This is a genomic window from Chthonomonas sp. (assembly GCA_016788115.1).
GTDB lineage: Bacteria > Armatimonadota > Fimbriimonadia > Fimbriimonadales > Fimbriimonadaceae > UBA2391.
This window is the reverse complement of the sequence record JAEURR010000006.1, coordinates 13,625-26,951: the sequence shown is the minus strand read 5'-3', so window position 1 is coordinate 26,951 and position 13,327 is coordinate 13,625. Positions and strand designations below refer to the sequence as shown.

Annotated in this window: 13 protein-coding genes; 5 read left to right on the top strand and 8 right to left on the bottom strand. The window is 56.0% G+C overall.

What is annotated here, in order from left to right; genetic code table 11:
* Positions 1-9: 9 nt before the first annotated feature.
* From JNM85_05220 to JNM85_05210, 3 genes are read right to left on the bottom strand one after another with little or no spacing between them, the layout of a single operon-like run.
* Positions 10-681 carry a replication-relaxation family protein gene (locus JNM85_05220; GenBank protein ID MBL8087459.1) on the bottom strand — a complete coding sequence of 224 codons (672 nt, stop codon included), beginning with the start codon at positions 679-681 and terminating at the stop codon, positions 10-12.
* Positions 678-2,024 (bottom strand): type IV secretion system DNA-binding domain-containing protein, encoded by a 1,347-nt coding sequence (locus JNM85_05215; GenBank protein ID MBL8087458.1) that lies wholly within the window; start codon positions 2,022-2,024, stop codon positions 678-680. The genes JNM85_05220 and JNM85_05215 overlap by 4 nt, the downstream gene beginning before the upstream one ends.
* Positions 2,024-2,653: a hypothetical protein gene (locus JNM85_05210; GenBank protein ID MBL8087457.1), complete on the bottom strand. Its 630-nt coding sequence runs from the start codon at positions 2,651-2,653 to the stop codon at positions 2,024-2,026. The genes JNM85_05215 and JNM85_05210 overlap by 1 nt, the downstream gene beginning before the upstream one ends.
* Positions 2,654-2,893: 240 nt before the next feature.
* On the opposite strand from JNM85_05210, the gene JNM85_05205 reads away from it, so the two are divergent.
* On the top strand, positions 2,894-3,760 hold the full coding sequence (locus JNM85_05205) for a hypothetical protein (GenBank protein ID MBL8087456.1): 867 nt from the start codon (positions 2,894-2,896) through the stop codon (positions 3,758-3,760).
* A 4-nt stretch (positions 3,761-3,764) separates the two neighbouring features.
* Here JNM85_05205 and JNM85_05200 read toward each other — a convergent pair whose 3' ends face one another.
* The 4 genes from JNM85_05200 to JNM85_05185 all read right to left on the bottom strand — a co-directional run bounded on the left by JNM85_05200 (position 3,765) and on the right by JNM85_05185 (position 6,465).
* Complete coding sequence (locus tag JNM85_05200) at positions 3,765-4,583, bottom strand: hypothetical protein (GenBank protein MBL8087455.1); 819 nt, start codon at positions 4,581-4,583, stop codon at positions 3,765-3,767.
* 597 nt (positions 4,584-5,180) lie between these two features.
* Entirely contained in the window at positions 5,181-5,591 is a 411-nt protein-coding gene (locus tag JNM85_05195) for a hypothetical protein (GenBank protein ID MBL8087454.1), read from the bottom strand.
* Positions 5,588-6,094, bottom strand: coding sequence for a restriction endonuclease (locus tag JNM85_05190; GenBank protein MBL8087453.1), 507 nt, complete (start codon positions 6,092-6,094; stop codon positions 5,588-5,590). Before JNM85_05190 ends, JNM85_05195 begins: the two co-directional genes overlap by 4 nt.
* Complete coding sequence (locus JNM85_05185; protein MBL8087452.1) at positions 6,091-6,465, bottom strand: helix-turn-helix domain-containing protein; 375 nt, start codon at positions 6,463-6,465, stop codon at positions 6,091-6,093. Before JNM85_05185 ends, JNM85_05190 begins: the two co-directional genes overlap by 4 nt.
* Between JNM85_05185 and JNM85_05180 the strand changes: the two genes are divergently transcribed.
* From JNM85_05180 to JNM85_05170, 3 genes are all read left to right on the top strand, one after another.
* Positions 6,457-6,828: a hypothetical protein gene (locus tag JNM85_05180; protein ID MBL8087451.1), complete on the top strand. Its 372-nt coding sequence runs from the start codon at positions 6,457-6,459 to the stop codon at positions 6,826-6,828. The genes JNM85_05185 and JNM85_05180 overlap by 9 nt on opposite strands.
* Entirely contained in the window at positions 6,813-8,393 is a 1,581-nt protein-coding gene (locus tag JNM85_05175) for a recombinase family protein (protein ID MBL8087450.1), read from the top strand. The genes JNM85_05180 and JNM85_05175 overlap by 16 nt, the downstream gene beginning before the upstream one ends.
* Positions 8,394-8,769: 376 nt before the next feature.
* Positions 8,770-9,636, top strand: coding sequence for a DUF1738 domain-containing protein (locus tag JNM85_05170; protein ID MBL8087449.1), 867 nt, complete (start codon positions 8,770-8,772; stop codon positions 9,634-9,636).
* Between the two features lie 87 nt (positions 9,637-9,723).
* Here JNM85_05170 and JNM85_05165 read toward each other — a convergent pair whose 3' ends face one another.
* Entirely contained in the window at positions 9,724-10,080 is a 357-nt protein-coding gene (locus JNM85_05165) for a hypothetical protein (protein ID MBL8087448.1), read from the bottom strand.
* Positions 10,081-10,457: 377 nt separating this feature from the next.
* On the opposite strand from JNM85_05165, the gene JNM85_05160 reads away from it, so the two are divergent.
* The gene (locus JNM85_05160; protein ID MBL8087447.1) at positions 10,458-13,313 is read left to right on the top strand and encodes a DEAD/DEAH box helicase family protein; all 2,856 of its coding nucleotides are present in this window, start codon (positions 10,458-10,460) and stop codon (positions 13,311-13,313) included.
* The last annotated feature ends 14 nt before the right edge of the window (positions 13,314-13,327 follow it).

Genomic DNA, 13,327 nt, shown 5'->3' with positions numbered 1-13,327 from the left:
TTGTCTCCTTTAGCTCCAGCACCCAACAGGTGGGGCTCCGAGCTCGTCAAAGGTCGTGACGAGGCATTCCAGCCGCGTGTGGTCTGAAGTGAGAGCCCGCAGGTGACGGACTCTTCGGGGAGAAGTCGTGACAATGAGAAGCCGACCGGTGGCAAAGCCGTAGAGGTCAGCGCAGGTAGTGCCGCTAGCTAGGAGCGAGTAGCCCTTCAGCTTTTCTGTGAACTTGGGGCCGGAAACGTGGCCGAGATCAACCTCGATGAACGTTGGGTTACCCTTGAGGACGATCAGGCCATCTGGTCGAACCTCGTGCTTGCTAACGGTTCGCCATAGCTGCTGTTCGAATCGCCATCCGGTCCCGCCGCGCTTCTGGAGAGCGATCCGAACGTTAGTGGAAGAGAGGGCGTGGCGCACGAATCTGGGCGACCCGATCCGGTCTGCCAATAACCGTTCGATGCGCTCCCCACAGAGCTCTCCAGCTAGGGAGCCAGCAATGTACAGGGACTGAGCATTGAACGGAGTACTGATCTGACGCACCGCGCTCACCGCAGTAAGCTCACGCAGACGCGTATTGCATCGAGTGACTGAATCGAAGTATCCCAGTCGAATCACTTGGTCTCGACTAACAACGTGGCTGAGGGCGATATCACGGATCAACCTAACGTCTCGCTCGGTGAACCTCATAGCCACTCCTCCAAACTCGTTGGTGCAGATGGCCTCGGATCCTTCGGACTGTGAGGAGATGGAGTCGCTCTTGGCCCATCTCCTCCGGGGCCAGCATCGAAGACCACGCGAGCTTCACGCCGCATCCGATCTTTCACGAGAAACGAAGCGAGCGTTCGAACTAGTGAGGGCTTGAGAAGGGGCGCGTTGACCAGGATGTGCTCATATCCCTTCTCGACCTTCCAGAGGTAAGCCTCGCCGACCGGCACATTGTTGAAGTCAATCGCTTTGGAATCGCCCGTCAAATCCTTGCTGAGAAGGGCACCATCCTCACGACCCGTGCGGAAGAACATCTTCACGCCGACGCCATTGAGCACGAGCGAGCGGAACCTTGGAGAAACTTGTGCCAGTGTTTGGTGGGCGAGGATGAGCGAAAGACGATATTTCCTTGCTTCGGCAAGAAACTCCTCAAAAACCCTTGAATCAAAGTGTTCAAACTCATCGACGAACAGTTGAACGGGAACTCGCTGATTCTCGGGGATCGTGACTCGCGCAAAGATTTCGCGTCGGATTGCGTTGAGCACAATGTTTCCGACCATCCTTCCCGCTCCACTCAGTTCATCAGCGGCCAACGACACGATCAGTGCAGTTCCAGGCGTGTTGAGGTGCTCTCCGAGATCAAGGGGTTGAGGATGGGAGAATAGCTTGCGGAGCCCATCAGTGGCGAACAGCAGGCTCACCTTGTTCAGAACCGGGCTGGCAATGGCCTGTTGCTTCTCCTTCGTGAGCTGGTCATACCGTGACCAGAACTCTCGCATCGGTTCATCCGTTGATCGAGCGAGCAAGTCTGATCGGTAGCTGGAATCGAAGAAGATGTGTTCGAGTTTGGTGATCGGTTGCTTTGTCTCCGCTAGGAGCAGGAACGCAAACCGCATGTATTCAACGGTCTGAACTCCAAGATCATGCTCTTCCGCGATGGCGTCTAGAAGGTTCAGTACGCGGAAGTAAATCTCGCCCGATCCGGCAAGTGGATTGAAGCCAGTGAGTGGCACCTTTTCCCTCAGGTCAAGGAGAGCAATCTTCGATGCCGGGATTCTTAGGCAGACCAGTTGGAATGCTGCGCTGGCCAGGTCTCCGCGAAGGTCAATGATGATGAAGGAGATTTCCTGCCCTATGGCCTGGGCGATGAAGTGGACCATGGCCGTGCTCTTTCCAGATCCTGTACTTCCCAGCAAGATCATGTGGGTCGCCATCTCTCTTGCGGTGACTGCGACGAGTGCACTAACCTTCAGGCTCTGGCGAACCTTCCAGTCTTTCCGTGCGCCGATCCAGAAAGGTTCGGGTTTTGACTGTCGAACGACCATCAGTTCACCACCTCGAAGCAGGTGGTTCCCGGTCCGCCGACCATGCTGACAACATCGGGCCTTCCATTGGAGAAGTGCGAAAGAGCGGCGTAGTTCCAATCGCTGGGTGCGAGTTCATCGTTCCAGCTCTCTCGACGCGTTTCCTCAAAGCCAGAGCGACGGTACATCGCCGTGAGGTTTGTGTCAAAGCAGGTCAGGTGAACACCACCAAGCTGCACAGCTAGCGCAATCAGTGTTGGCAGAGCTCTCGTTTGCTTCCGAATGGCGTGACTGAAGACCGAGACGATCTCTCTCCCATGGAGCGCGAACCCTGCCAAGCCTTCTTCGTCCGTGAACAGGCGCATCTGTCGGTATTCATGCGCTTCATAGAGGTGCAGGCAAGCGCCAAATGGACCGTGAGAAGCCTTGGCCGACGCCACGTGCAGGCGAAACGTGCGGGCACAATTCAAGCACGGCGAAAGCTCGAAGAGATTGAACGGCTTGTGCCCTCTTAGCCCCAACGCACGGGCGAACTGAGACGCGGGCGTGTAGAGAGTCGTGGCGGCAAGGCATGCGATGCGACCGCAGTAGTTGACAAGCGTCTGCTGGTATGGTAGCGTGATCCCGCCGGATTTAAGTTCAACGTTCATCTGGCATTTCTCCCTCGACGGGGCCAACCGTCGTTGTGAGTCCCGCACCCTTCTCGGTCTCGACCGAGGGGGTGCTTTCATTATGACGGGTAAAGAGTGACAGATGTTGCACCGAAAAAGGTAAGAAAATGAAAAATTCGACGGGTAAGGAAATTTGAAGTGAAAGGGGTATCATTGCCTTTCGTGGCAACCTCAGCAAGGGAACTCTTAACCCGAATCCCCACAAGCGACGGGTCGCCCTTGTTCAAGAACGCTCTGGACTTGGGGCGACAGATCGCCCAGATCGCGCCTCATCCACATGAGACGACGGTCGCCGTTTTGCTGAATGACCCTGGCCGAAACTCAAATCGCTACTTCAACAGACCCAAACAAGCCGGGAACTTCTTGAACATGGTGCTCGGAGGCGTAAAGCCCTGCCCGACCTCGTTGCGCGAACTCATTGCTGTATGTATACGTAATCGCCTTGGACCTGACCGAGTTGTGGAGGCAGAGAGTTGGATTACCCGAGTAAACGCGGCGCTTTCAGAGCAGCACGCTGCGGAGCGGGAAGCAAAGCTCGGTGGTTCGCAGGCCCACGCTGTCACGCAATTTCTGGAGGACTCCACGGAGATTCTCATTGCCCGGCCAGCTTCCCACGACGAGTTTGAACTTCGCGCAGACAAGGTGTTGAATCACTGCTTTGACCGCCTCGGGTTGGGAAAGCGCCAAACAGACTTGGAGCCCCTGAAGGTGACCATTTGCCTTCCATCAACTGAGAGTGCTGAGAAGGAGGCAGACGTCCTTCTCAGAGTAATGAGGAGTCGATTCGCAAACGCCAATTCACCAAACAGGCGAACGCTGGAGACGAACTTTGATCGCCTTGTGGAAGGGAACATCCTGCGGGTGATTCACAGTAAGAGGGCGTCAACAATGATTCCCTTCGTTGCGTTTCAGCTGAGCGATCCGGACCGCATGGCTGCTTTCTGTTACACCGTGGATCGGTCTGGTAAATCGGGATTCCTTCAGTTGCCCCGAGCGTCATGCTTTGAAATCCAGATTAGTTTCCTGAGTGAACTTAAGGAAGAGCCACAGAACGTCCTGCAAACTCTGAATGAGCCGGGAGCGTGACTCCCTAGCCCCGTCTTCGACTGTCGAACTCTCGGATGAACACTTCCTTTACCCCGTCGACAACCTGATGCGATACGTACAAAGCAGCCCGACTCAAGATCAGTGGGGTGTGACCCTTCACTATCGGTCGAATGACAAGGTTTCCAACGAACTCGTCACCTCCATACGACCGTGATGACCCATCACGAGGCTGATCACTGTGCTTTCGAGTGGGGTTAACCCATAGTGTGGCGATGATTGGAGAATCGAAGAGGTCCCTCACTGATCCGTCAGGTTGACGTGCAGACCGGATTGAGTCGAGAAGCGTCTGTACGGCAACAGGCGTTCCATGCGTCATGTACTGCGGGTGGCACAGTGCAAGCTTAAGATTCTGTGCGTCTGATCCTTTCGGATTTACAAGATAACCCTGCAGGCTCTGCATCTCTAATCCACTGAAAACTCCTTCGAACAACTTCCTCCACGTGATAGAAAAGGCATGTGTCTGCGTTCCTGTATCGATAATCTCATCACCAGACGTGTTTTTTCTCGCGTCCGGCCCAGATGCTGTAATGGTTCGCACATACTGGACGACTTGGCCGTGCAACTCGGCAATATGAGCAAGATCGCAGTAGTCGTACCAAGCATCGAGAGCAGCTTGGCGACCTTCAAGCTCAGATTCATGCTCTTTTCGAACCATCATGGGAAAGTTGATGGTGACTCGGCTCAACCGTAGGGGCCTTTCAGGATCAGGCCGATACCACTGCAGACGCTCCTTCTTCCGGAACAGATCTGTTTCCCAGGCAGATGGGAGCGCCTTTGGTTGCACTACGGTGATCTCGGCCATGGCGAAATGTTACCGGAGGGAGCCGTGGCGAATCCGATCCCAACCAGAACCCGAACCAACACCCCAACCAAAACCCCGACCAATCCAGGCCGGGGTACTTGAACCTGGCTCAGGTTCAATGGAAATCTCAACCCTCCTGTTCTCAGCTTGTTCTCTTCGTTCTCGTTCTTCGCTCACTCCCTCACTCAGCCGTTCACTCCCTCACTCATCGCTCAAACTCAGAGACAAACTTCAAACACTCGGGCCCGGCGGGGCGGGCACGACCGTGCCGTGAGACGCACACCTTCGGTGTGCTGATCCATTCTCATCCTTTGACCTTCGTAGTAGCCGGAGGCTAGTTTCTTCTTGGAAATCATTGTAAATGTGTTCCCACCCAACCCAGCCCTGTTGTCAGGTTTGTGGATGTTCGTCGCATCGTGTGGACAAGTCGTGCGAGGGCCGCTGTCTTTTCAATTCTTTCTGTCTATTGTTGCTGTCCGATTTCCATCCAGTCGCAGTTCCGAGTTTGCCGCTGTCAGTTGCGCGGATGATCGTCGCTTGTGGATAAGTCCGAGGTCTCGCAGCGTCCTCAGAGCTCTGGAGACGGCATCATGCCCCCTACCGGATCGAGCCATCAAAGTTCGGTAGGTCAGCATAATCGTCTGGTTGTCCCGATGCCAGCCCGAGGTTTGCCTGATCAGGATCAGGAGAATCCGGAGCTCCGTGTCCTTGAGGTGTGGGATCACTTTGTCGAAGAGTACGTTGGGAACCTTGGTCCACGGCGTCGAAGGCGGCGGCAAGGTCAGCTTTAGTCTGGGCATGGAAGTATTCCTTAGGAGGTGAGTAGCTCTTGCGGATTGCGTTCACGATGAACGCCTCTTGGCGCTTTGCTTTGCGGTAGGGCAGGTAGATCAGCTGCTGCTCGATTTCGTCTTCGCTGTACTGCGAGAGGAGCTCTACGACACCATCTTTTGAGACCCCGAGCTTGTAGAGTTCGACGGCGAGGCGAGTCTTGCGATCCAGGCTCATACAACCTCCAATCGCATGAAGGCGTTGACCCGGCGACCAACTTCCTCCATCGCTCCGAAGAAGCTGTAGTCCGGCTCTCCACTTGGCCGAATAGCGATCCCGAGCCGCTGGAGCTGATCCACGAGCTCGGCCCCGTCGATGATGTTCACGCGGGCCGCTTGGTAGTGGGGTTGCAGCTTCCGAGCCGTCGCGGTAACGTGGCGAGGAGAGACGATGATCCCGAGATCAGCTTTGGTTCGGATTACCGCCCCGGCCAGCTCATCGAGCATGCGGACTCGGATGCCGTCATTGATCACCTTGACAATCACCTTCAGGGGAAGCGATCCGAACGAGCTCTCGCACATCAGCTCATGGCCACCGAAGCGAGACTTTTGACGCGTTTCCCTGCGATCTAGAATTTGTACTTCACCGAATCCGGTGCGAGAAAGAACCTTTGCGGTCAGCAGCAGGAGGGTGTGCAGAGAACTGTTCTGCAGCGTGTAGAGCATGGCTTGGTTGGTCATTTCGATCCTCCTTTCTTTGATTCGATGTATCCCTTCGGGTGGCGTGAGGTCACCCAGCGACCTGGTTTCACTCCGTCGAAGGCAGGCTTGAGGTCTCCGAACTCATCGGTTGCATTCTCCGGGAGGCACCCCCGGCAACCGGCTAGATCGCAGGTATGCGGTGTCAAAAATCTTCCGAGCTCAGCCACGAGGTCTCTGGGATCAATGCGGTAGCCGAGGGTTTGCTCAAGAGCGGTGGTGATCCGCGCGACCATGGCGAAGCTCGGATTCATTTTTCCATTGATCAGCCGGGAGACCGACGAGGGACTCACCTTGGCATCCGCGGCCAGGCGAGAGACGCCGTGGAAGGCGTAGCGGGTTGTGTGAATCATCAGATCGGCGACCCGATTAATGACCGGCCCGAAGGCCTGGGTAGGGGGTGGATGTGTCATGCAGCCATTGCACCAAACCGAACAAAAGCCGACAAGTCCTTGTGCGTCGATGCACGGCGTGCAGCGCTCTGGAACCATTTTTCGGTCTTAGCGAGCCAATTTAGGCTTGAGCACATGCCCAAGCCACCCATCCCAAGCACGCCGCTCCAGATCTTCACCTTCCGAGGTGACATGGAAAGAAGCTCGTTCAAAGTTCGTCAGGAGCTTGCCAACGAGGAGGAAATTCGCGAAATTAAACGCGAGGAAACTCGAGCCATTGCCCAGCTTATCTATAACGCCTACAAGGAATGGAAACAGCAGTAGCCTACATCCGCGTCTCATCCCAGAAGCAAGTCGAAGAGGGGAATTCGCTTGAGAGCCAAGAGAAGCAAGTGAAGGCATATGCCCAGAGCCACGGCTTCAAGTTGGTCCACATCTTCCGGGAAGAAGGACAGAGCGCCAAGACTGACCGCCGGCCCGTTCTGCTCCAAATGCTGAAGCACTGCTCAATGAAGAAATCTGACGTGAAGGTGGTGATCATTCCGAAGATCGACAGGCTTGCCCGGAATGTCATGGACTACTCGAACATCAAGTTGCGACTCCACAAGTACGGCGTGCGGATTGAGTCGATATCGGAGCGCATCGAGGACACACCAGCCGGAAGATTTACCGAGACGATCTTTGCTTCAGTCGCGCAGTTCGACAACGAGATGCGTTCAGAGCGGAGTCGAGGAGGGATGGAGGATGCGGCGCGAGACGGACGCTGGGTGTGGAAGGCTCCGCTTGGTTACCGAAACGTGCGGATCAACGGACAGGGGACGATTGAGCCAGATCCGGTGACAGCTCCCAAAGTGCAATACATCTTTGAGCAGCTCTCCAAAGGACACCAGAGTCTCCCAACGATACGACGACGACTCGCTGAGATGGGCCTCCCGATAAACCGAGGCTACTTGTACCGACTCATCGAAAACCCGGTGTACCTCGGTCGCATCGAATCATTCGGTGGGGTCTATGAGGGAAAGCCGCCCTTTGTCCCGCTCGTGGATGAACTCACCGCGTACAAGGCGAAAGCCGCCCTCCGACCGTCGAGAAGTCCGCAACAGTACCAAGCCGAGCATCCCGACTTTCCGCTCCGAGGAACCGCGTTGTGCCCGTGCGGGGTGAAGTTCACCGCAAGCTGGTCGCGGGGGAAGACTGGAGCACGTTTCGGCTACTTCCGTTGTCCTCGGTGTGGCGGCAAGAACTACAGCATGGCGAAGATCGAAGAAGCGTTTACAGTGTTCCTAGAAAAGTGGGAGCACAACGAGGTGGACTGGCCAGCTCTCGTGGCCGAGCTGACCCGGCTCGAAGAAGCCTCAAGAAGTGACTTCAGCGAGCGCAGGGCTGAACAAACGAAGAAGATTGCCGAGCTCCAAGCACTCCGCAGTGCCATTGTCGTCAAGAACGCAAACGGCGTGATTCCCGATGATGTAGCCAAAGCAGAGCTAGACCGGATCGGGAACGAAATCCTTGAGGTCAGAAGCAAGCTCGAAGCTGATGAGCCTAAGCCAACCGCTTCGAAGACGGTTGTCGAGTTCGCCCAAACCTTTCTCCTGTCACTTGGAAAGTCTTGGCCCTCAATGTCTCTGAAACAAAAAAGAGACCTCTTGCGGTTTATGTTCCCGAAAGGGGTCTTGTTCGATCCTGATGCTGGTTTTGGAACCCCGAGTATTCCGCTCCTAGAAGAAGCAAATGACCGGTTAAAGGGTGAAAAGTCTACTGTGGTGGACCCAAGTGATGAGTTTTGGAACTCTCTCACCAGTTGGTTGAATGAGCTTCAAGCTCGATTCTCTTCCACCTATTTCACAAACAAGAAGCCAGCTAGCAAAGACAGTGCGATGGCCAACTGAATCCACTGCCACCGTGCACTTCGCAGATCCCGCGCGTCAATCCATTTCGCACAGCCCTGGCAGACGATCCGTGAACCGTACCGATTCTGAACCGACGAGGGCTTCCCGGACCGGTAGTCACGGCGAACCCACTCACCGGTCTTGACGCGGCGACGCAACCGATACCGGGATTCGTTGAGCGGTCTCCCGCAGACGTAGCAGTTGGCCATGCATCGAGTTTCGCTGAGTTGGGCCACATTCAAAAATCCCACAACATCCATGCAACGCTTGCGTCGAGCCCTTCGTTCATGAGGGAACCTGAGGAAGTTGAGATCGTGATCCAGGCGAGTTGATCGCCGAGGATCATCATGAACTTGAAACTACATGAGGTGCTCTCGTGAGCACCGCCATCTACGAGAACGTCACCAAGACGATCATCGAAGCCCTTGAGCGAGGTGTTGTGCCCTGGAAGAAGCCGTGGCATCAGCTCCAATCCGTCCCGACGAACGCGACCACGAACCGGCCGTACCGAGGGGTGAACACGTTTCTGCTCTCGATCCACCCGTACACCGACCACCGCTGGCTCACGCTGAAGCAAGCTAACGAACTCGGTGGAGCGGTGAAGCCGGGAGAGAAGGCAACGACCGTGGTCTTCTGGAAGCGTTGGAAGCCAAACGTGCCTGACGACGAGCAAGAGCCAGGCGTGACCAAAGAGGTTCCGCTCCTTCGCTACTTCAAGGTGTTCAATGCCGAGCAGTGCGTTGGTCTGTCACTCGCTGAACTTCATATCTCAGAGGAGTACAAGGAGCACGAGCGAATCGAGCGAGCCGAACTTTTGGTTCAGCATATGCCTAGCCCACCAACGATCCGGGAAGGTGGTGACACTGCGTGGTATCGCCCCAGCGAAGATCACGTCCAGATTCCTGAGCTCAAGCGGTTCAGAACACCCGACGCCTACTACGCCACCCTCTTTCACGAGCTCGGCCACGCTACCGGGCACGAGTCCAGGCTCAACCGGTCAGGGGTAATGGGACAGATTCGCTTCGGATCAGGCGAGTACAGCAAGGAGGAGTTGGTTGCCGAACTCGCTTCAGCGTTCTGCGCTGCGACCGTCTCGCTCGATGATCGCCTACTAGGTGACGCGGCCTCTTACATTGACGGATGGCTCAGCGTCCTCAAAGCAGACCCGAAAGCCGTTGTCATTGCCGCAGCTCAGGCTCAGCGAGCCGCTGACCTCATCCGGGGCGTCGAGTATGCGACTTGAGCCCAATCCCAGCCTCACGGATTCACCCGTGAGGATTTTTCTTGTCCAATGAAAAAGCAGCCCGAAGTTCGGACTGCAAGACGGTGGCTACCTCGGTTCAAAGAGGATGCCTGGAACGAGTCGAGCCGTGATCCGCTCGATGAGACGATCAACCGTTGGGTTGAACTGGGCGAAGGTGGGCAGCTTGTCCGGCGCACGGCGGGAGATCACCAGATCGGTCTTCGCGTCGAACTGGTATCGCCACAACCGAGCCGCCCTGAATGGCTCTTCCTTCAGATCAGGCCCGAGGTGGTGATGAAATCCTCCCGAGAACACGAGGATACGAGGAGCTCCCCAGCGGAGCGGCACGATGGCCGCTCGCTGGTGGGCAGGACTGTGAATACCGGCGACGATGATTCTTCCCTCCAAAACTGCTCGTTCGGCCTCCTGCTCAATCAGCTCCATGTCATTCGGAGTGTGGTGAGGTTGGCCGAACGCTCTGGAGATTGAAGCCAAAGATGTCCCGAGCAGACGAGCATTGCCGTACAGCCAGAGTCCAGCGTCAGGATAGAAGCCGGGTTCAGAGTCAAAGGGAGCAGAACGACGAGGTGGTTCAGGTGCGAGGCGAGTAGCCATGCGCCCAAGGTCTCAAGCCACCCCTCATGAGGCAAAGACTGGCTCGTCCACGCAAACGCACCATGTAAATGAGGTCAGCCGTCATAGTTTGGAGTGAAGAGGGGCGCAGATAAACAAGTGGGCGCACGGTGCTGTAGAGCTCAATTGCATCGAGTCCCTTGCTGCGCTAACCTGAATCTTGATTAGTGAATTTGATCTGACCGCGTATGAGCCAGCTAACCAACCCTCAGGCCAAGTACTTCGCGTACGAGCTCCAGCGAAGCTATGCCAACGATCATGTCGGCAAGCTTGCGGGCCTTCTCTTTGATGCTCAGGTTGAACCCAAGCCGCACCAGATCGACGCCGCTCTCTTCGCACTTCAGACTCCCTATCTCCCCGGAGTGATCCTTGCCGATGAGGTTGGACTCGGCAAGACCATCGAGGCAGGAATCGTCCTCACGCAGTACTGGGCTGAACGCAAGCGAAGCATCCTGATCATCGCCCCATCGAGCCTTCGACAGCAGTGGAGGCAAGAGCTTCAGGAGAAGTTTCTGATTCCCTCAACCTTGGTTGACTCAAAGAACAAGGATAGCGTCCTCGCCAAGTCAAGCACAGAGGTTCTCATCTGCTCCTATGAGTTCGCAACCCGGCACGAGGCGAGCCTGCTTCGAGCGTGGGACCTCGTGATCTGCGATGAAGCCCACCGCCTCCGCAACCACTGGAATGGGAAGAATCGCGCCGCCAACGCCGTTTCCCAAATTGTCGGTAACGCCAGCAAGACTATTCTGCTCACCGCAACGCCGCTTCAAAACCGACTGGAGGAGCTCTACGGCCTCGTCAGTGTTTTTGCCCCCGACTACTTCTACTCGCTCGATGCCTTTCGTGAGCGCTACATCAAGAATCGTGAACTCGGTGGCGACGACCTTACGGATCGGGTTGCTGAAATCTCGAAGCGAACCCTCCGGCGTGACGCGGACAAGTACATCCGCTTCACGAAGCGACTCCCACTCACGGTCGAGTTCATGCCGAGCGATGATGAGATCAGGCTCTACGATCTCGTGAACGCGTACCTCCAACGCGAAGAAGTCCATGCATTCGCGCCGACCCAGCGCCACCTGAGCGACCTCATCATTCGCAAGAGACTCGGGTCCTCAACGTTCGCAGTCGCGAGCACGTTAGAGAGAATCGCCTTCCGATTGAACGAGGAACTGACGAGCGGCCAGCGTCGAGATAATCGCGGCGGACTCGTGGTTGACGAAGATCTGACCAGCGAGGAGCTCGAAGAGATCGATGAAGTCGAGACGATCCAGCCAAACCTCAACTTCAGCGACAAGACACTGCACGACAGCATCAAGGCTGAAGTCGAGGAACTTCGTGAGTACGCCGCCCTTGCACGCTCCATTACCGTCAACCAAAAGGCGCTCAGACTCAACGACGCCCTAGATCAAGGCTTTGCTCGATTGGCTGAGATCGGTGCGCCGCAGAAGGCGATCATCTTCACTGAGAGCACGGTCACTCAGGAGTACATCGCTCGACACCTCAAGAAAACAGGAAGGGGCGAGGGCATCCTTCTCTTCAACGGTTCGAACGACGGCCCCGAAGCCACGGCAATCTATCGGGCGTGGCTTGAAGAGAACAAGGACAGTGATCTGATCACCGGGATTCTCGCTGCCGACCGTCGGAAAGCCCTCGTTGACTACTTCCGCGATGAAGGCACGATCATGATCGCCACCGAAGCCGCCGCAGAGGGAATCAATCTCCAGTTCTGCAGCATGGTGGTCAACTATGACCTGCCCTGGAACCCCCAGCGGGTCGAGCAGAGGATCGGTCGTGCTCATCGCTTCGGCCAGCAACACAATGTCGTGGTCGTCAATTTCAGCAACCAAGGCAATCTCGCCGAGCAACGCATCCTCCAATTATTGAGCGAGAAGTTCCACCTCTTTGAGAGCGTGTTCGGGGCTTCGGATGAGGTGCTAGGAGCAATTGAGGACGGGCTTGACTTCGAGAAGGCCATCAGCAACATTCTCAGTCGATGCAAGACCTCCGACGAGATCGATCAGGCCTTCAAAGAACTCGAACAACAGTACGCCACCGAGATCTCAAGCGAGATGGCGAACGCCAAGGCAAAGGTCTTCGATAATCTCGATCCACACGTTCAAGATCGCCTCAAAGCCTATGATGCCCAGAGTGGTGAGGTTCTCAACAAGTTCGAGCGGCTCCTGCTCGCCGTCACCAAGCATGAACTCCAGGGGCGAGCCACGTTTGAGGGTGACGGGAGACACTTCGTTCTTCACGATGCGCCCGTCAAGGATGCGCCGGTTGGGCGTTACTACTTCAAGTCTCAACCTCTCGAGAACGCCCACCAGTATCGGTACGCGAGTCCACTCGCTCAGCACGTTGTAGCTGCTTCAAAGTCCAGCGAGACCCCCTCTGAAGAGCTTGTGTTCAGCCTTCAGGCAAGTGAACGGGCGAGCACTGCGATCAAAAGCCTCGCGGGCAAGAGCGGCGAAATGGTCGTCAAGCAAGTCACCTTCACCATGCGAGCGAAGGACGATGACATCAGTGAGTCCTATATGCTCGCAGGAGCACTTTCAGACACTGGTGAGTGGCTCGATGAAGAGTACGTCTCAGACATGCTGGAGCTGACTTGCACTGCAACAACTTCTACCACTGCCGTCGACGAGAGCAAGTTCGAAGCACACCTCAAAGCACGGAACCTAGACCTTGAAAAGGAGGTTCAGGGCCGAAACTCGCGCTATTACGATCAGCAAGAAGAGCTGCTTTACCGAAACCAGCAGGATCGCAAAGCAGAACACGAGGGAGCGATCCGAGAGTATCGTGCGAAGGAAAAGGAGGCTCGCCGCCTTGCCAAGCAAACGGACGATCCGATGGAACAGCTCAAGTACAAGAAGGAGGCTCGAAAGTGGGAACAGCGGGCCGAAGAAGCCGATGAAGAGTTCCGAGAAACGAAGAAGAAGCTACGTGAGGAGGCTGACCGTTTCCTGGAGCTGATCGAACAATCTCTCAAAGGGACTCAAGAGATCGAGCACCTGTTCTCAATTCGATGGAGGGTGACGGCCTGACGCCTTTCGCCAGC

Coding starts and splice junctions, on each gene's coding strand:
- JNM85_05185 (MBL8087452.1), bottom strand. CDS start 6,465: ATGATTCACACAACCCGCTACGCCTTCCACGGCGTCTCTCGCCTGGCC.
- JNM85_05200 (MBL8087455.1), bottom strand. CDS start 4,583: ATGGCCGAGATCACCGTAGTGCAACCAAAGGCGCTCCCATCTGCCTGG.
- JNM85_05175 (MBL8087450.1), top strand. CDS start 6,813: ATGGAAACAGCAGTAGCCTACATCCGCGTCTCATCCCAGAAGCAAGTC.
- JNM85_05190 (MBL8087453.1), bottom strand. CDS start 6,094: ATGACCAACCAAGCCATGCTCTACACGCTGCAGAACAGTTCTCTGCAC.
- JNM85_05195 (MBL8087454.1), bottom strand. CDS start 5,591: ATGAGCCTGGATCGCAAGACTCGCCTCGCCGTCGAACTCTACAAGCTC.
- JNM85_05160 (MBL8087447.1), top strand. CDS start 10,458: ATGAGCCAGCTAACCAACCCTCAGGCCAAGTACTTCGCGTACGAGCTC.
- JNM85_05215 (MBL8087458.1), bottom strand. CDS start 2,024: ATGGTCGTTCGACAGTCAAAACCCGAACCTTTCTGGATCGGCGCACGG.
- JNM85_05220 (MBL8087459.1), bottom strand. CDS start 681: ATGAGGTTCACCGAGCGAGACGTTAGGTTGATCCGTGATATCGCCCTC.
- JNM85_05210 (MBL8087457.1), bottom strand. CDS start 2,653: ATGAACGTTGAACTTAAATCCGGCGGGATCACGCTACCATACCAGCAG.
- JNM85_05165 (MBL8087448.1), bottom strand. CDS start 10,080: ATGGAGCTGATTGAGCAGGAGGCCGAACGAGCAGTTTTGGAGGGAAGA.